This is a genomic window from Rummeliibacillus sp. TYF005 (genome assembly GCF_003844195.1).
In the GTDB taxonomy this organism is placed as follows: Bacteria; Bacillota; Bacilli; order Bacillales_A; family Planococcaceae; genus Rummeliibacillus.
The window spans coordinates 1-18286 of sequence record NZ_ML122587.1; the positions used below are offsets into that span (position 1 = coordinate 1).

The 18286-nt window shown below is 34.0% G+C and carries 18 protein-coding genes and 1 rRNA gene; 9 read left to right on the top strand and 10 right to left on the bottom strand.

What is annotated here, in order from left to right:
• Together CW357_RS15905 and CW357_RS15910 are read right to left on the bottom strand one after the other, a co-directional pair.
• Positions 1 to 651 (bottom strand): 16S ribosomal RNA (locus CW357_RS15905); the annotation flags it as partial.
• 590 nt (positions 652 to 1241) lie between these two features.
• Complete coding sequence (locus CW357_RS15910; RefSeq protein ID WP_119416986.1) at positions 1242 to 1886, bottom strand: VTT domain-containing protein; 645 nt, start codon at positions 1884 to 1886, stop codon at positions 1242 to 1244.
• A 601-nt stretch (positions 1887 to 2487) separates the two neighbouring features.
• Between CW357_RS15910 and CW357_RS15915 the strand changes: the two genes are divergently transcribed.
• The 5 genes from CW357_RS15915 to CW357_RS15935 all read left to right on the top strand — a co-directional run bounded on the left by CW357_RS15915 (position 2488) and on the right by CW357_RS15935 (position 6861).
• A complete protein-coding gene (locus CW357_RS15915) occupies positions 2488 to 3663 on the top strand; it encodes an acyl-CoA dehydrogenase family protein (RefSeq protein ID WP_119416987.1) in 1176 nt (391 codons plus the stop codon).
• A gap of 19 nt (positions 3664 to 3682) precedes the next feature.
• Positions 3683 to 4552 carry a transporter substrate-binding domain-containing protein gene (locus tag CW357_RS15920; RefSeq protein WP_233548140.1) on the top strand — a complete coding sequence of 290 codons (870 nt, stop codon included), beginning with the start codon at positions 3683 to 3685 and terminating at the stop codon, positions 4550 to 4552.
• Between the two features lie 101 nt (positions 4553 to 4653).
• On the top strand, positions 4654 to 5361 hold the full coding sequence (locus CW357_RS15925; RefSeq protein ID WP_119416988.1) for an amino acid ABC transporter permease: 708 nt from the start codon (positions 4654 to 4656) through the stop codon (positions 5359 to 5361).
• A 12-nt stretch (positions 5362 to 5373) separates the two neighbouring features.
• A complete protein-coding gene (locus tag CW357_RS15930; RefSeq protein ID WP_119416989.1) occupies positions 5374 to 6087 on the top strand; it encodes an amino acid ABC transporter permease in 714 nt (237 codons plus the stop codon).
• Between the two features lie 18 nt (positions 6088 to 6105).
• Complete coding sequence (locus CW357_RS15935; RefSeq protein ID WP_119416990.1) at positions 6106 to 6861, top strand: amino acid ABC transporter ATP-binding protein; 756 nt, start codon at positions 6106 to 6108, stop codon at positions 6859 to 6861.
• Positions 6862 to 6966: 105 nt separating this feature from the next.
• Here CW357_RS15935 and CW357_RS15940 read toward each other — a convergent pair whose 3' ends face one another.
• Positions 6967 to 7752 (bottom strand): TrmB family transcriptional regulator, encoded by a 786-nt coding sequence (locus CW357_RS15940; protein ID WP_119416991.1) that lies wholly within the window; start codon positions 7750 to 7752, stop codon positions 6967 to 6969.
• A 114-nt stretch (positions 7753 to 7866) separates the two neighbouring features.
• Between CW357_RS15940 and CW357_RS15945 the strand changes: the two genes are divergently transcribed.
• The gene (locus CW357_RS15945; protein ID WP_119416992.1) at positions 7867 to 8643 is read left to right on the top strand and encodes a TSUP family transporter; all 777 of its coding nucleotides are present in this window, start codon (positions 7867 to 7869) and stop codon (positions 8641 to 8643) included.
• A gap of 73 nt (positions 8644 to 8716) precedes the next feature.
• Here the strand turns inward: CW357_RS15945 and CW357_RS18940 are convergent, their stop codons facing one another.
• Both CW357_RS18940 and CW357_RS15950 read right to left on the bottom strand, forming a co-directional pair.
• Positions 8717 to 8845: a TetR-like C-terminal domain-containing protein gene (locus CW357_RS18940; RefSeq protein WP_158582405.1), complete on the bottom strand. Its 129-nt coding sequence runs from the start codon at positions 8843 to 8845 to the stop codon at positions 8717 to 8719.
• Positions 8846 to 9023: 178 nt separating this feature from the next.
• Positions 9024 to 9674, bottom strand: a complete 651-nt coding sequence (locus tag CW357_RS15950; protein ID WP_233548141.1) for an HAD family hydrolase — start codon at positions 9672 to 9674, stop codon at positions 9024 to 9026.
• A 180-nt stretch (positions 9675 to 9854) separates the two neighbouring features.
• On the opposite strand from CW357_RS15950, the gene CW357_RS15955 reads away from it, so the two are divergent.
• The 3 genes from CW357_RS15955 (at position 9855) to CW357_RS15965 (ending at position 13373) form a co-directional block, all read left to right on the top strand.
• Positions 9855 to 10337: a hypothetical protein gene (locus CW357_RS15955; RefSeq protein WP_124218583.1), complete on the top strand. Its 483-nt coding sequence runs from the start codon at positions 9855 to 9857 to the stop codon at positions 10335 to 10337.
• Positions 10338 to 10396: 59 nt separating this feature from the next.
• Positions 10397 to 12592, top strand: a complete 2196-nt coding sequence (locus CW357_RS15960; protein WP_124218584.1) for a DUF2642 domain-containing protein — start codon at positions 10397 to 10399, stop codon at positions 12590 to 12592.
• A gap of 106 nt (positions 12593 to 12698) precedes the next feature.
• A complete protein-coding gene (locus tag CW357_RS15965; RefSeq protein WP_119416996.1) occupies positions 12699 to 13373 on the top strand; it encodes a DUF2642 domain-containing protein in 675 nt (224 codons plus the stop codon).
• A gap of 261 nt (positions 13374 to 13634) precedes the next feature.
• Here CW357_RS15965 and CW357_RS15970 read toward each other — a convergent pair whose 3' ends face one another.
• The 5 genes from CW357_RS15970 to CW357_RS15990 form a co-directional block, all read right to left on the bottom strand.
• The gene (locus CW357_RS15970) at positions 13635 to 14006 is read right to left on the bottom strand and encodes an SET domain-containing protein (protein ID WP_233548142.1); all 372 of its coding nucleotides are present in this window, start codon (positions 14004 to 14006) and stop codon (positions 13635 to 13637) included.
• A 27-nt stretch (positions 14007 to 14033) separates the two neighbouring features.
• Positions 14034 to 15119, bottom strand: a complete 1086-nt coding sequence (locus CW357_RS15975; RefSeq protein ID WP_119416997.1) for a CotH kinase family protein — start codon at positions 15117 to 15119, stop codon at positions 14034 to 14036.
• A 125-nt stretch (positions 15120 to 15244) separates the two neighbouring features.
• Positions 15245 to 15601 carry a hypothetical protein gene (locus CW357_RS15980; RefSeq protein ID WP_124218585.1) on the bottom strand — a complete coding sequence of 119 codons (357 nt, stop codon included), beginning with the start codon at positions 15599 to 15601 and terminating at the stop codon, positions 15245 to 15247.
• A gap of 235 nt (positions 15602 to 15836) precedes the next feature.
• Complete coding sequence (locus tag CW357_RS15985) at positions 15837 to 17168, bottom strand: arsenic transporter (protein ID WP_119417002.1); 1332 nt, start codon at positions 17166 to 17168, stop codon at positions 15837 to 15839.
• Positions 17169 to 17454: 286 nt separating this feature from the next.
• Positions 17455 to 18057: a DedA family protein gene (locus CW357_RS15990; protein WP_119417001.1), complete on the bottom strand. Its 603-nt coding sequence runs from the start codon at positions 18055 to 18057 to the stop codon at positions 17455 to 17457.
• Positions 18058 to 18286 lie beyond the last annotated feature (229 nt).

Genomic DNA, 18286 nt, shown 5'->3' on the forward strand with positions numbered 1-18286 from the left:
CCCAGTTTCCAATGACCCTCCACGGTTAAGCCGTGGGCTTTCACATCAGACTTAAGAAACCGCCTGCGCGCGCTTTACGCCCAATAAATCCGGACAACGCTTGCCACCTACGTATTACCGCGGCTGCTGGCACGTAGTTAGCCGTGGCTTTCTAATAAGGTACCGTCAAGGTACGTTCATTTCCTAACGTACTTGTTCTTCCCTTACAACAGAGTTTTACGATCCGAAAACCTTCATCACTCACGCGGCGTTGCTCCATCAGACTTTCGTCCATTGTGGAAGATTCCCTACTGCTGCCTCCCGTAGGAGTTTGGGCCGTGTCTCAGTCCCAATGTGGCCGATCACCCTCTCAGGTCGGCTATGCATCGTTGCCTTGGTAGGCCGTTACCCCACCAACTAGCTAATGCACCGCGGGCCCATCCTGTAGTGATGCAAACGCATCTTTCAACATTTCACCATGAGGTAAAATGGATTATCCGGTATTAGCTCCGGTTTCCCGAAGTTATCCCAGTCTACAGGGCAGGTTGCCCACGTGTTACTCACCCGTCCGCCGCTAAATCAGAGAAGCAAGCTTCTCGTCATTCGCTCGACTTGCATGTATTAGGCACGCCGCCAGCGTTCGTCCTGAGCCAGGATCAAACTCTCCATAAAAGTAAAGTTTGAAAGCTCATTAGCTTTGCTAGCGTATCATCATATGATGATATCTATTGTTTGTCCTTGTTTCTAACAAAAGTTAGTAAACAAAGTTTATTGATTAACATCTTGCTTGTTCAGTTTTCAAGGTTCATATTTTATGTCGTCTGTTTCAGCGACTTGATTATTATATCAAATCTTTTCAACAGTGTCAACAACTTTTTTATTTGAAGTTTTTTTGTTCACCGCTGTGTTTCAGCGACTTAAATATCTTAACATCTCATTTTTGTGAAGTCAATACTTCTTTTAATATTTTTTAAAATTAATAGATTCTTATATAAATACTCCTTAAACCCCCTCTTTTTAAGTAAATCTGCAGTATGTTTTCTTCTATTTAAAATTGCCTGTTTAATGGGGAAATTCAATTTTCCCCCTAATTAAAACCACCACCTCTTATTTCATAGCTCTTTTATTTGTTCTATCTAATCAAGAGTGTATTATGATTTTATCGATCTAACATACAATTGAAAAATTCTAACCAGTAGATATGAGATATGACAATAAAAAGAGTTACTTATCAACAGCTTAAGTAACCCCGTTTCTCTTTTTCAATTCTTTATCGAAATTTCCTTCATCTTATTTACTCCAACATATATAACAGGCACTAACAATGGAATGATTGAGATGATTGCTAAAGATACAATTAAATTATTTTCAACCCATTTAGTATTTCCTAATACATATCCTATGTTTAACCAAAATATCGTCCATAGAATAGCACCTAAACTATTAAACTTTATAAACACAGCGAAGGTGTATTGTGTGAGTCCACTGACTAAGGGTACCGTCGTCCTCATTAAAGGTACAAATCTGGCAAATAAAATAGATAGTCGCCCGTATTGGTTGACAAATGATTTTGCTGATTCAACTTTGTCTTTTAAAAATGATTTTAGTTTAGGTTTTTTATCATGCCACCTTCTAAATAAATTTCCAATCGCGTAATTTTGACTATCTCCTGCAATAGTCGCACTGATAAACAGCACTAATAGTACCCAAAAATTTAGTTTGCCAATTGCTGCTAAAGCACCGCTTGCAAATACTAGCGCATCACCCGGCAAAAAAGTTAATACAACAAAAGCAGTTTTTAAATAAATGATTAAAAATAATGCAATATAAATATACATTCCATATACATCTATAAAACCCGACAAATTATCATCAAAACTTGAAATGAACTGATAAATTTTAATCATTTTATCCCTTCATATCTTTATTATTTTTAGATTGGTCAACTATTTCATCATAAAAACCCTTTTGCATATATTTATTCCATTTTATGTTTTAAGACTCCGCAAAAATCCATTACAAAGATAATTTTATAAAGTGAAACTTCCATCAGTTGTGGGTTTTCAAACGTGCAGGACGTACTAATGCCAACGTTGCCACAGGACGTGGCGTTTTTAGTTGGCTTCATCCCCACTGATGGTTAGTTGAACCAATCTGGCTTTTACGGGCCGTTATCCTCCACCTATCTTTCTCATTTTCCTCTCAATCTTGAGGTGAGGGTATTACTGCTCGTTAATACGGGATAAAATACAAAGGAATAACAAGCTTAACTTTCCTCTAGTAAAATTAATGAAAGTTTATAATGGTATTACTACAACTCAATTAATCTTATAAAAATACTATGATTTTTGATTGACTTTTCATTTTTTTGCCTTTATGATTAATTAAAAATAAAATAAACCGAACAAATAATTCCACATAAGTAATAATCTTATTCGTGGATTTTATTAAAATTAAAAGGCAAGTAAATATCTAGGTTTTGTTATATTTGAAAGTGAGGAACGCTTCATGAAAGAACTTTTCATACGTACTGATTCGCAAAGACAATGGCTACAAAAGCTGAATCATCTACGTGATGATATAATAGCAGATTCCAAAAACATTGATGAACAATCTCTTTTTCCATTTAAAAATTTCGAAACATTAAGAAAAATAGGTTACCCAAAAGTTACACTGCCTAAGGAATACGGGGGAGAAGGATTATCTGTTTATGACATGATTTTATTGCAAGAAACATTAGCTAGTTTTGATGCTAATACTTCCCTAGCAATCGGTTGGACTTTAGGCGTTGTTGGAGAACTATACGAGCACAAACTTTGGAAACCTGAATTATTAAAGTCATTTTCTTTAGAAGTTCAAAAGAATATATTCATCAATCGAGCAGCAAGTGAAGCACGTACAGGAAGCCCTACTCGGGGCGGTCGCCCTGGTACATATGCTAAAAGATTAAATAACGGTTGGATTTTAAATGGTCATAAAATTTTCACCACGGCTTCTCCTATACTAGATTATTTCTTAGTTAGCGCTTGGATTGAAGACAAACAACAAATTGCTTTCTTCCTTATAAAAAAAGGTACGCCAGGTTTAACCATTAAAGAAACTTGGGATGTGATGTCTATGCGCGGTACTGGTAGTCATGATTTGATTCTTGAAGATGTCTACGTTGAGGATAAAGCACTTGTTGAATACCCACAAAATCCTTTCGGTGGAAATCATATTAATGGTTGGATGTTACACATTCCTTCTACCTACCTTGGTATAGCACAGGCAGCCAGAGATTATGCAGTGACCTTTGCAAATCAGCACCAACCCAACAGCTTAAAGGAACCAATCAGCTCTTTACCTAATGTTCAACAACATTTAGGAAATATTGAATTAAAGTTAGATCAAGCTCGATTTACTCTTTACGGTGTAGCAGAGGTATACGATGACATAAAACGTCGCAAGTATCTAACAAACGAATTAGCAGTGGCCAAACACACCGTTACAAATGCTGCGATAGAAATTGTAGATTTAGCTATGCGTGTTGTGGGAGCAAAAAGTCTTCAAACTTCAAATCCATTGCAACGTTATTATCGTGATGTCCGTGCAGGTCTTCATAATCCACCAATGGATGATATGACCATTACAAAGTTAGCAAGAACAGCATTAAAAAAGGATAGTAAATCACCAATATATAGTTAGCAGAAAAGGGGTACTCATAATGATATTCAAAAACAAGCTTTTTAAATTTGCAGCAATCGGTTTTGCAACAGTTGGATTATTAGCAGGATGTGGAACGAATAGCTCTTCAGATAGTTCATCTGGATCTACTACCAAAAATGTAACGACAGTTAAAATTGCTTACGACCAAGCTAGTAAGCCGATGACATATACAGATGAAAACGGAAATCCAACCGGATATGATGTAGAGGTCATGAAAGAAATTGACAAGTTATTACCTGATTACAAATTTGAATTTGTTGGAACAACAAGTGACGACTTATTAATCGGTGTTGAGCAAGGTAAATATCAAGCAGGCGTAAAAAATGCATTCTTTACAGAAGAACGAAAAGAAAAATTTATCTTTCCAAAAGAATTCCTTGGCCTTAGCAGTATCGGTTTAGTCTTAAAATCATCTGATAAAGATATAAAAACATTATCAGATTTTGCTAATAAAGGTTACACATTAGCACCAATCGCCGCAAACAATGCGCAATATACAGTAATTAAAGAGTACAACGACGAAAATCCAAACAACAAAGTAAAACTCAAAGCTGGTGATGAATTTACAGTAGATGTTGTTCAATGGGTTAACGAAGGCCGCGTGGATGGTGGGGTTATGATCGAAGGTGCTTTCGAACAACAAGTTACTTCTGAAAAAGGTGCATATCATAACCTGAAGGACAATGTTGTGTATAACGAATTTAATGTGATTAAAACATGGCCATTATTTAATAAAAACCAACAAAAATTTGCAGATGAATATGATAAAGCAGTGAAAAAGCTTAAAGAAGAAAAGAAGCTTAATGAACTAAGTAAAAAATTCTATGGTCGCGACCTATTTGAAGTGTTAGATAAAGTAAGTCGTTAAGAAAAGTGCTGTGGTAGTTAAAAATTTGCTATCACAGCTTTTATTCCTTTCGGCTGTGGACGTTATACTTCACAGCACTTAAATAAAAGACGGTGATTCATATGAGTAAATATTTTGATGCCACTTATATTTGGAATTCACTTCCTCAACTTTTACCATTTTTAAAAATTACATTTCTTATAGCAGGTTCATCTATTCTTTTTGGATCATTAGCCGGCTTGCTACTTACAGTGATGAAACTTGGCAAAAGTCGTATTCTTAAAAAAATTGCTACTGGCTATACAACGATTATGCGTTGTACACCTTCAATTGTCTTATTATTCCTAGTCTATTACGGTGTCCCGGCAATTTTTGCGAATTTCAATATAAATTTACATGATATTGATACTGCGGTGTTTGTTGTAATTACATTTACTTTGCAATTTGCTGCCATTATGTCTGAAGTTATTCGTTCCTCTTATGAGGCTATCGATCGTGGACAATATGAGGCAGCTGTAAGTGTGGGGTTAACTCCATTGCAAGCCTACCGCAGGATTATTTTTCCACAATCATTAGTTGTTGCACTTCCGAACTTTGGTAACAGTATGATTACCCTCCTTCAAGAAGGATCACTTGCTTATACCATTGGTTTAATCGATGTTGTTGGTAAGGCTAACTTAATCATTGCTGCCAATTTAAATGCACATGCATTAGAAATCTACATTGCGCTTGCCATTATTTATTGGATTCTTTCCATTCTAATTGAACGTATTTTTGCTGGATTAGAGAAATTTTTCAGTAAAGGCAAAAAAACTTTAGAAACAACGTAAGGAGGAACTACCATGACATCTGGATTCAATGGAAAGTTTTTTATCGATACATTCTTTGTTGCATTGTCTGGGGTACCAATCACCTTACTTGTAACAATTGTTGCCCTACTAATTTCTCTCCCATTAAGCTTTTTATTAGCTATAACCAGAGTACATAGGATTCCTGTTATTCAACGGATCACACAGGTATATGTATCATTTGTTCGTGGTACACCGATATTGATTCAAATTTTCATTATTTATAGTAGTATTCCATTAATACTAAAAATTATTTTTGAAAAATATGATATCGGTTTTGATATTTACAAGATTAACCCACTTTGGTATGCATTTATTATTTTTTCTTTCAGTTCTACTGCTTTGTTAATAGAAGTTTTTCGCTCAGCACTAAGTACAGTGGATAAAGGCCAGCTAGAGGCAGCGCATTCTGTTGGCTTAACGACTATTCAGGCATATCGTCGAATCATTATTCCACAAGCACTTGTTGTTGCGATGCCAAATATTACAACAACAACTATTAATCTGATTAAAGCAACATCATTAGGCTATGCACTTTCCCTATCTGAGATTACCTTAAAAGCGAAAGTTGCCGCAAACGTTGGCTACAACTATGTAGAAGCTTATTTAGATATTTTCATTGTCTATTTAATCTTATGCAGTATTGTCGAATACGCATTAAAACGTTATGAGAAATATTTAAATAAATATAGAGTTGCTCACTCTTAATATTGGAGGTGTTTGTCGGTGTTGGAGATAAAAGATATTCATAAATCATTCGGAAAAAATGAAATCCTAAAAGGTGTTAATATTTCAATAGACAAGGGTGATGTAGTCGTTATTTTAGGACCAAGTGGATCTGGAAAAACTACATTACTACGTTGTATAAACTTCTTAGAACATGCAGATAAAGGCCACGCCTCTATTAGTGGTATCGAAGTCGATTTGCATCATGCAAAGAAAAAGGATATTCATGACATTCGTCAAAAGGTTGCATTCGTCTTCCAAAACTATAACTTATTTAATAATAAGACCGTTCTGGAAAATGTAACTGAAGGTCTTATTATTGGAAGAAAGATTCCAAAGACAGATGCCATAGAAATAGCGAAGCGTGCTTTAGATAAGGTTGGCCTTTCTGACAAATATGACAACTACCCTAGTTCACTTTCTGGAGGTCAACAGCAACGAGTTGGAATTGCTAGAGCTGTTGCATTAAATCCCGATATCATCTTGTTTGACGAGCCAACTTCTGCACTCGATCCAGAACTTGTTGGTGAAGTCTTAACAGTTATGAGAAATATCGCAAATGAAGGAACTACGATGCTTGTCGTTACACATGAAATGTCATTTGCACGGGATGTTGCTAATCGAGTGATCTTTATGGATGGAGGAGTTGTAGTTGAGGAAGGCACTCCTCATGATATTTTTGTCACCCCTAAAGAAGAGCGGACAAAGCAATTTTTAAAACGAGTATTACCTGAGGATTATACTTATTCTATTTAAAAACAAGAAAGCTGATAAAATCGTCCAATTGGATTTTATCAGCTTTCTCTTATCCACATGTGAATAACTTTGTGCTATAAGATTTATCCACTCACTTTTCCACAATCATTCTTCCATAAAAAACTTTTTGCGTTCTGTTGATATCCACTGCTCCAAATCATCTTTGTTCCTTTTCACTAATCGATTCACCAACACATCATGCCAAACGTAGTCTTCTAATAGATAGATATGTACGGGGTCATTCGTGTAAAAGGCCAGTTCACGATCATCTATAGAGGAGCCGTAAATCATTTCCCTCCCATCAATTGAAAGGACAAACCATCTCTTACTGGTTGGCGCTTCAGTAAAATGAGTAATACGATGCAAATCCACAGTTTTTACAGGGTTATTCACATGTAATGCAATACCTTGAATCCGAACATCTTCTGTTACTTGTTCTAACTCATTTCTTATTTCATCATACATATCATCCCACATAGAAATAATGATTCGTTTTTTTGCTTTTTTAATAAGTGATTTGCAATAGCTAATAATGGTTGTATTTTCTTTCAATGTTAAAACACGATTATCTGGTTTTTCCTCTATCATTTCTAGTTGCTTTAATTTTTTACTTAAATCTTGATAGTTTTGTTTCCAATTGGATTGAGCTCTTTCGAGAAAGACATCAACTGGTAATGGTGAGTATATTGCCCCGTCTGTATTTTCTTCTTTTAGGACAATTCCTTTTTCTACTAGGTTTTTCAAAATATCATAAATTCGCGCTCTTGGTATACCAGAATTTTTACTTACTTGGTAAGCCGTTACGGTGCCTAATTTTACTAGAGAAATATAGGATTTTGCTTCATATTCAGTGAATCCCATTGCCTTTAGCTGCTGCACTAAGTTCTCCATTTTACATTCCTCCGTTTTCTCTTCCCTTTATCATACCAAATCTTATTGAACTATTTACATCCAAAAAGATTTTAGTTACTATTTAAGTAGTCACTATTTAGAAAGGTTGATTTGATGCCATTTGATATAGATATAGATTTTTCATTATTATTAATTCTTGTGATTTTTGGATTTTTAGCTGCATTTATCGATTCGGTAGTTGGTGGAGGTGGATTGATCGGTCTACCAGCATTATTATTTGTTGGTCTTTCTCCGGCCGCAGCCGTTGCCACAAATAAGCTTGCTGGTACAATGGGGTCTCTTACAAGTACGATTACTTTCTATCGTTCAGGAAAAATGGATTTCAAATCAGTCGCTAAATATTTTCCTTTGGTATTTATTGGTTCTGCTCTAGGGGCATGGATTGTTCATCTAATGGATCCTAATGTATTGAAACCATTAATGTTGATTATGCTTGCTGGTGTTGCCATATATACTGTTTTCAAGAAAGATTGGGGTAGCATTTCTACATATAAAAAATTATCACCTTCTAAGCTTGTTTTATTTATAGTAGTTATTTTTGCTATTGGATTTTATGATGGTTTCTTAGGACCTGGAACAGGGTCTTTCCTAATATTCGCTTTCTTAATGGTCGGATTTGATTTTCTAAAGGCAGCAGGTAATGCACGTTTCTTAAACTTCGGTAGTAATATTGCAGCACTTCTTATGTTCATGTCTTTAGGTCAAATCCATTATGCTTACGGGATTCCAATGGGGATTGCGCAAATCTTCGGAGCTATCATTGGTTCTAAATTCGCACTGAAACAAGGAACTGGCTATGTACGTATATTATTTATCATTGTGACATGTTCACTATTGGCCAAAAATATTTATGATTATTTCTACAAATAACTTAATCTTCTAAAAAAGCGGATTGCAAATACTTACAATTCGCTTTTGCGTAATATAAGCCAATAGTTCTTTTTTAGAACTGGGCTCTTACCTTTAAAATCTTCGTAAGTTGCTCATTCATATAGGAAACAGGATAGATAAAATCTCGTTTTACCCATTCCACAATCATACCTATAATGGCATATGTTGATATGCAGCACATAAATTCACGTCTATATCTTGATGCTTATATTGTGTAGTATCTCCTTTCAATAATTCATTTAATTTTTCACTAAAAAGATTATGGGTTTTTATAGTGCTTTAGAAAAACAACTTGATAAAACCGCTTATATGCCCACAGAAGGTTCCTCTATTTACCCGTTGTTTCTTACAGATATCAGTTATTGAAAAAAATATGCTGTTAGTTCCTGTATACTCTGAACAATATGGAAAGGCTTTGATAATTCCAACTCTTTCTGACTACCATATCCATAACCTACTGCAACACAAGGAATGCCCTCTTTTTTAGCGCCAAGAATATCGTATTTACGATCCCCAATCATTACAACATTTTCTTTAGGAGGAAAAGACAATTGTTTTAGAACTTCGTGAATCACTTCATTTTTTGCCGTTCGTGTGCCATCTAAATTGCTTCCTACTACTATGTCAAAATATTGATTTAGATTAAAATGGTCGAGAATCTTTTCAGCGAAAATAGTTGGTTTAGATGTGGCTACTGCTAAAGTTATACCCTTTGTTTTCAATGCAGATAGTAAACCCTCAATTCCTGGATAAAGTATATTCTCATATAGACCTACTTTTTTAAACCTTTCACGGTAAAAAGTAAGTGCCGCTTCAGCTTTCGATATATCGAAGCCACATATTTCACGAAATGATTCTATTAATGGTGGTCCAATAAATGATTCTAATGTTTTTTCATCTAAACAAGGTGCATCCAGCTTCTTAAGTGCATAGGCAATACTTTTCGTAATTCCTTCCTTTGGATCAGTCAAAGTTCCATCTAAATCAAAAAGAATATAATCAATAGTCAATTTCAAGTCCACCCTTCTTCTCACAAACATCTCTTCAAAAATATTTACATTAATATTACTTTATCCATTTTATATGGGTAAAGGCATATTTTATTTTGGAACATTGGGCTTTTGCCATCTCCTCAAATTCATATTAGACATATGCATAGAAAGACCATAAAAAAGGAGGCAAAAAAAAGCATGAATAAAGAAATGGTTAGTTCTTTGTTAAACAAAGTTGTGAAAATTGATAGAGGAGGCCCTGAAAGTTCCATCGGCTTATTGTTAGGTGCTGAAGATGATCATATTACTGTATTAACTGAAAAAGATGGAATTGTCTACTATAGGAATGACCATATCAAAAGTATCACGCACGCTACTAAAAATGGTATGGATTTTGGCATCACTGCTTTACCTGAAGGATTTGAGTATGTAAAGACTGATAATTTCAAATTAACACTTGAAGGTCTTAAATATCAATGGATTCAAATCAACCGTGGGGGCCCTGAAAAATTAGAAGGCGTACTAGATGAGATCAATGATGATTATATAACTGTAATTTTAAACGATGAAGTTGTTCGAGTAGTAATGTTCCATATTCGTAATGTAAGTTATGGTCTTCGTGTTGAATTAGAAGAAGAGCCAGAAGAAAATACTGAAGCTAAAAAAGCTAAAAAAGATTAAATATAACTTACTGCGATACTAAAACTTGTTCAAAAATAAATAATGAAAGGGGCCCCCTAATGGTAGAGGGTTACTTTAAAAAGACAATAGGGGGTCTTCTTGGTAAAACGGTTGGTTTTTACTTAAATGATAACCAATTTATTGAAGGCACCTTAATAGACGTTAAAAATGATCATCTCATTGTAAAGGTAAATGAAGATATTTTTTATTTTCCACTCAGTCAAGTCCATGCTCTTTCAAAAAATGCAAAGGATTTTCGTGTTTCTCCTCAAGACGTAAACTACCTAGATAAGAATAATTTGATAGATATATTACAAGAACTAAAATACAATTGGATTACTATCAATTGTTTAAGCAATCAATCATTTGCAGGTTTGCTAAGTAGAATTGGGGAAGATCATATTGTTTTAGTTAATAATTCAGAGCAATTATTTGTACAAAGTTCTTTTATAACTGATATCTATAAAGGAAAGTATGAAAGTACGGAGCAAGATTCTAATAACAATGAGCAAGAAGGTAATTCTTCAGAAGAAAATGAAGAGAATTCTGATCAGCTTTCTAAAGAAACAAATCTTACTACCCCAATAGATAACACTGAATCCAATATAAATGACAATTCTTCAAAAGAAGAGAAGAAAACTCTAGACGTCAATCAAACTAATGAAGAGTCCACAATCTACAATGATGAAATTACTGCCAATCAAACGGATAATGAGTCTACTTCTCTCTTTAATCATCAAATTATTATCAACCAGATTGATAGTGAGCCTACTCTCTTCGATCATGAGATTACTGTCAATCAAACAGATAACGAATCATCTCTTTTAGATCATGATGTTTCTGGCGATCACTCGGATAATGAGTCTTCTCCTTTCGATTATGAAGTTATAGTCAACCAGATTAATAACGAGTCTTCTATCTTCAATCATGATGTCTCTGGCGATCAAACGGATACCGAGCCTTCTCCTTTCGATTATGAAGTTATAGTCAACCAGATTAATAACGAGTCTTCTATCTTCAATCATGATGTCTCTGGCGATCAAACGGATACCGAGCCTTCTCCTTTCGATTATGAAGTTATAGTCAACCAGATTAATAACGAGTCTTCTATCTTCAATCATGATGTCTCTGGCGATCAAACGGATACCGAGCCTTCTCCTTTCGATTATGAAGTTATAGTCAACCAGATTAATAACGAGTCTTCTATCTTCAATCATGATGTCTCTGGCGATCAAACGGATACCGAGCCTTCTCCTTTCGATTATGAAGTTATAGTCAACCAGATTAATAACGAGTCTTCTATCTTCAATCATGATGTCTCTGGCGATCAAACGGATACCGAGCCTTCTCCTTTCGATTATGAAGTTATAGTCAACCAGATTAATAACGAGTCTTCTATCTTCAATCATGATGTCTCTGGCGATCAAACGGATACCGAGCCTTCTCCTTTCGATTATGAAGTTATAGTCAACCAGATTAATAACGAGTCTTCTATCTTCAATCATGATGTCTCTGGCGATCAAACGGATACCGAGCCTTCACATTACAATCTAATATCACCTAATTCTATGGATGAAGAAGAGGGTTCAAATAATAGTGAAGTAAATGAACGGGAAGAAAATGTAGAAGATGAGGCTGATTTCTATATTCAACCTTCCAATCCTAATTTCGTTCATCTAACTGACCCTGCTTCATATAACCCTCAAAAGAAGTCTCGTAATGGTAAAAATCCTAAAATGTCTGCTCAGGAGTATTTTAATAGATTAAGAGGTTTGCATCGAACAAATTATAAAGAAGAGCAAAATCAGATAGGAAATTCATCTTCTATAGAAAAAGAATCCAGCCGAATATTTAATTCTATACCCAAAAAAGTTGAAATCATTCATGACGAAGAAACTACGGATTTCACTGAAGATTTTTCACTTAACTCTTTACCTAGAAGAAAAAAGAAAAGAAGAAAATTAAACTTAGATAAAGCTACATCTACCCAAAACACTACTACAAATGTCACTACATTCTTCACTTCTTCTCATAAAAATTCTTCAACTGAATCAACAGAGTCACAGAATCCCCAAAAGTTAATTGAAACTAATACAAAAACCTTAGAAAAGCAGCCACCTGATTATTTAAATACTAATGTGGATTCAATTGCGCATAAAGGATTATTAGAAAAACAATATTTTGCTTTGATGAAATACGCTGAGAAAATGTACAACAAGCTCAGAGATGAACGTTTAAATTCAAAATCAAAATAAATTGAGAGTAAGCTCTTCTTGTTAGAAATGCTTCAGCTTTAAACAACACCTTAAGTTGAGCTTTTTCTCATTTTTCTAATAGAATATGATAGAAAGGATGGTGAAATTGAAAAAACTAATTCAGCAATCAGAAAAAGAATTTGCTAAAATTGAAGTTTCTGGTGGGAAATTTTTGAGAGGTCCAATTATTGATTTTAGCACAGAAATTATCGTTTTATTTAACGGACATGACTATCTTTACATCCCTGTAATCCATGTTAAAAATTTTACGTTCAGCAATAACGATGAAGATTCTGTAAGCAAGCCTACAAATCCACCAGGTATTAATAGCAAATCTACCGAAACATTAACACTTAAAACTATCCTTTCTAGAGCGCAAGGCATGTATGTTGAGTTATATGTAACCGGAAAAGTGCCTTTACAAGGCTATATCTCGAACATAATGAATGATTACATTATTTTTGAATCGCCCATTTACAAAACTATGTATATTTCTTTAAATCATATAAAATGGTTGATTCCTTATATTTCCGATCAAAAACCATATGGATTGACGAAAGAGGATTTTCCAATTGATCAGTATTCAGTTGAACTTCCTCAAAACTTAGATAATTTGGTCAAGAAGATAAAAGATGAGTTAGTCATTATTAATCTTGGAGAAAAGAGCTACCAAATAGGAAAGTTAGTCGATTTTAGCGGGAATTTTGTAGAAATCTTAACAACTAGATCTGTTCCGTATTATATTAACATCCAGCATATCCAGAGTCTCTCTATAGTGTAAATTAGTCCTATGATTTAGAGCTATTTATCTACTTTTCCTCTTACATCCCACACGTCTTTTCCCATCTCAATTAGTATAGATAAATTAATGGATATCTTCTTCATCATCTGTACCTGATGGTGAAGAAGATATTTTTTTATTTTTAAGTTATCTTTCCATCTTAAATCTTCTGTATCTCTACTGATTGTAGAAAGAATATAACAATAAGAAAAACCAAGAGTATTTAAAACGATACTCTTAGTTTTACGTTAAGTATTTATATTAATCAATTACATCAAACCATAGTTCAGATTGATCATCCGCTTCTCCATTATAATTGATAGTTATTTCTTCTCCAGCTTTGATATCTGTTAGCGCATAAAAGTCGATTGTTAACTTATCTTCATTATTATAATAAATTGCATTCGGAGTATATGAATGATTAAAGAGTGAACCATACCCAAGTGCTATTGCTGTATCATGTCCCCAATAAAAACAATAATAAAAGAGTTTAGTTTTCTCTAAATACTTCCACTCACTCTCAGGTGAAATAACAATTGGGGATGATTCAATGAGTTCATCCTTTTTTATATCTCTTGTAGCGAAAATTCCTCTTCCATATTTCCCTGTTTCTTTTACACATATCGGAAACAATAAGAGTCCTCCGTTCTCTAATTTTTATCAATCATATGACTTGATTTTGCTTTTTAAATATTCGTTTCGCTTATGGATAAATTGAAAAATAAAATCTGGTTCTTGATCAAATAGATCAATTTTATGTTTTTTGTATGGATCGAGTAAAAAATCGGGTCGTATACTTTGATGAAGCTTCATCACCTTATCTTCCATAAAACCAACTGTAAATTTAGTCTCTAATATTTCTTCTAGCTTTTCTTTATACATTTTCCTAAATTCGGGAACTTGTAAGATAAGATCAATAAGATGGTTTTCCTTGTTACCTTCAAAAGGAACATAAGTATGATCCATTACCCCACCACTTATTTTCCTTCCCCACGTTCCATCATAATCCCACGGCATTATCTCATATAGCCCTGTCACCTTGTTACGATATAGTGAGTAATTATGAGTAAAACCATCATTATTCATTGTACAAACTGCTCCAATAAGCCAACCTAAAAAGGTATCTATATTCAAATATTGTAAAATAATTTCGGGGAAATCGAATTTAGAAGTAGTATTAATCTTTGATATGAATTCACGAAGGTGTTGGTCATCAGTTGATGTACCAAAAGCTTGATAATACCCTGATAAACGGGATCTCTTTTTCCTTCCATCTCTTGTAAGAGAAAAGTTTGCATTATTATTTTCAGCATAATAAATTGGTCCCTCTGGTAAATTCCTCTTTTTTAAAAAAAGATCATCTACTGATTCTAATTGTAAATAGAGTCCTTTAAGTTCATCGTTTCGAAATAATCTTATATGCTGGCTATTCGGTGCAAGTACTTTTAACTCTTTAAAAAAATCAAATGAGAGCTTATTACGCATAAGTGAAGGATCTCGATATTCTGCATTTAGATGGATCGTGCGGGCATCAAAGAATTTTTTCTCTTCATTAAAGTAAAAAGTATAAGATCGTTTACGCATTTCCCGAGTATACGATCCTCTATAAGCAATATTTATCCTATAAGTTGAATCGCCGACTTTTAATTTTGCAAAGACCGGTTCATCGCTCTTGAGATTCTTCCTTAAACAATTTAAATCATCTTTATCGATTATTAAAAAATATGAAGGAATGGAATAATGCAAATATTCACCTGCTCTTTTTTAATCAATCACCTTGGTCTATTAAATCCTTATTCTTTACTTACCTTTATTTTTAATAAAAATTAATCGCAAAAGAATATGAACTAAGAACTCCCCCTAAACGTAGATTAAGGAAAGTTCTTAAAACATAAGTCATATAAAGAATAATTTCTAACTTTTGCAACAAGAACAGGAGGATGATCTTGAGCGGCTATGAGATCCTGAACTTCTGCGTGACGATTTTGAACAGCTACAGGAGCCTGAACTTCTGTGTGATGTTCTTGAGCGGCTATGGCCCCCTGAACTTCTATGCGATGTTCTTGAGCGGCTATGACCTCCTGAACTTCTGTGTGATGTTCTTGAGCAGCTACAAGATCTTGAACTTCTGTGTGATGTTCTTGAGCGGCTATGGCTCCCTGAACTTCTATGCGATGTTCTTGAACAGCTACAAGATCTTGAACTTCTGTGTGATGTTCTTGAGCCACTATGACCTCCTGAACTTCTATGCGATGTTATTGAGCAGCTACAAGACCCTGAACTTGATGACGATGATCTACCTCTCCCTCNATTGAGCAGCTACAAGACCCTGAACTTGATGACGATGATCTACCTCTCCCTCTTTTACCTTTAGGCATTTCTTTTCTTTCCCCCTTATAAATTAATTGATATTAATATACGCAGAGCATTCTTAAACTGTTAGACAAATGCCCTATAATTCTATTAAAAAATCCAAGTAACCCAGTAATATAAAATGACTAATGTAAATAACAATGTTGGCGGTATAATAACAACCGTTATTCTAATATATTCTGACCAGGAAATTTTGACATTTCCACTTCTTACAATGTGCATCCACATTAATGTAGCGAGCGTTCCCATCGGAAGTAACAAAGCACCTATATCACTTCCTATCACATTCGCCAGATAAGCCACTTTAAGTGAAATTGCATCAAGGGGCATATTCGTTAATGTAATTGTACCGACCATCAAGGCAGGATGATTATTGAATATATTTGATAATAGAGTTAAAAGGATACCCATCAATACACTTGTATGAAGTAGACTTCCTGATACCAGAGGAGACATGATATGAATTAGCATATCCGTTAAACCAATATTATTGAGCCCATAAATAATGACATACATACTAAATGCAAAAGCGATGATATACCAAGGTGTCTTCTTTAACATGTCATTTGGTGGAACCTTCAAATAGGCCCATCTCCACCCTAGTAATATAAACGATCCAATTACCGACATTAAGGAAAGCGGTATAGAAAAGTATGATGCTACAAATAGACTAAGGCGTACAGCGAGCACAAATATGAGTATATTTCGTACAAACTTTGTACGGTTTTTTTCAATAGTATATACAGAACTTTGTTTAAGAGGATGATAAGCAGGTAATGATAAACCATTTACCTTTGTAGGAATCGTTTTTGGGATAATTTTTTTAAAGCGAAGAAATAAAAGTGTAGCTAACAAGATTAATCCAAGTGTTGCAGGAACAAACATCATAAGTGTATGCATATACAAATCCATATGAACAATTTTCAGCGCAATTAGATTAACAATGTTACTAACGCCAATTGGAGCACTTGATGCAGTTGCGATTAATCCACCCGAAAGGAGATAGGGAACTTTTTGATGATTTTTTAACCCCATATTATTTAATAACATGACTAATATAGGGGTTGTTATTAAAATGCTACCATCATTATTAAAAAAAAGCGTCATCATAAAACATAAAAGATTGACATACCAGAATAATCGAATGCCCGAACCCTTTGCTTTTTCTGTTAATTTTTCTGCAACCCAATGAAAAAGGCCAAAACTTTCTAAGACGATTGCCATAACAATGGTAGCCATAATCGTTATGGCTGCATCACTGATTGTTTCTGCAATAATAGCTAAATCAGAAAGTGAGACACTTCCAGTGAGTATAATAACAATAGCACCAATAGTAGCAGGTATAGCTTCATTAATGCCTTTTGGCCTCCACAAAATAAACACTAATGTGACCAAAAAGGTGATAATCGTTATAAAAACCATTGGCTGCATATTATTCTACCTTCCATCTAACAATTTTGATATTGATGATTATCATGATTATTCTTCACAGGATTAAACAAAATTCCCTCCCTTTTATTCATAGAATAGTAATGCGTACAATATTTATATGTAATTAAAACAACTTGACATAGTGCAATACCTATTTTGACTGTGACACTTATAACTAAATTCTTTATGAAACAACCAAATCTAAAAAATACATATAATAATAAATTGCACAAAAAATAAAGCCACAAATACGTAAAAGTATTTGCGGCCGAACTCTTTACTTTCGAGTTTTTATAAACCATATAATCAACATCAAAAAAAGTATTGCTAGTAAGATCAACACAACATTAGAATATATATCTACATATTCCAAAATTGTATTCCAAGATGACCCTAATTTCGCACCTATAGTTACCAAAACACTATTCCAAATTAAAGAGCCTATCATTGTGAAAAATAAAAATATACCAAAGTTCATACGTGCCATACCTGCTGGAATGGAAATTAGACTTCTTACAATTGGAACAAGTCTACCTATTAAGACTGCCCAAACCCCAATTTTGCGAAACCAAGCATCTGCTTTTTGAACATCTTTTTGTGTTAATCGCAATATATGCCCCCAACGATTAACAATTTTTTCTAACTTGTCTACATCTAGAAGCCTTCCTATTCCAAAAAGAACAATTGCACCAATAATGGATCCTATCGTTGAGAAAATAATAACTCCCATAACAGTTACATCAGAAGTTGTCGTCAAAAATCCACTAAATGTCAAAATAACTTCAGAAGGTATGGGCGGAAAAATATTCTCTAAAGCTATCAATAGAACAATTCCTAGATATCCATATGAATTCATTACTTCAATAATCCAATTTTCCAAGTTAGCGCTCCTAATCATTTTATTTATGTTTATAATAATACTTTAATGTAGAGTTCATCGTTAACAAGATCCATAAGAATTTAATTCATACTCTATATAAATAATACAATAATAAATTAAATAGAACCATCCATAACAAAGTGATTCTATTTATGGTTCAATTTTCATCATACAATACTATAAAAATAGATACTAAAAAAGCACAACTGAATAAACAGTTGTGCTTTTA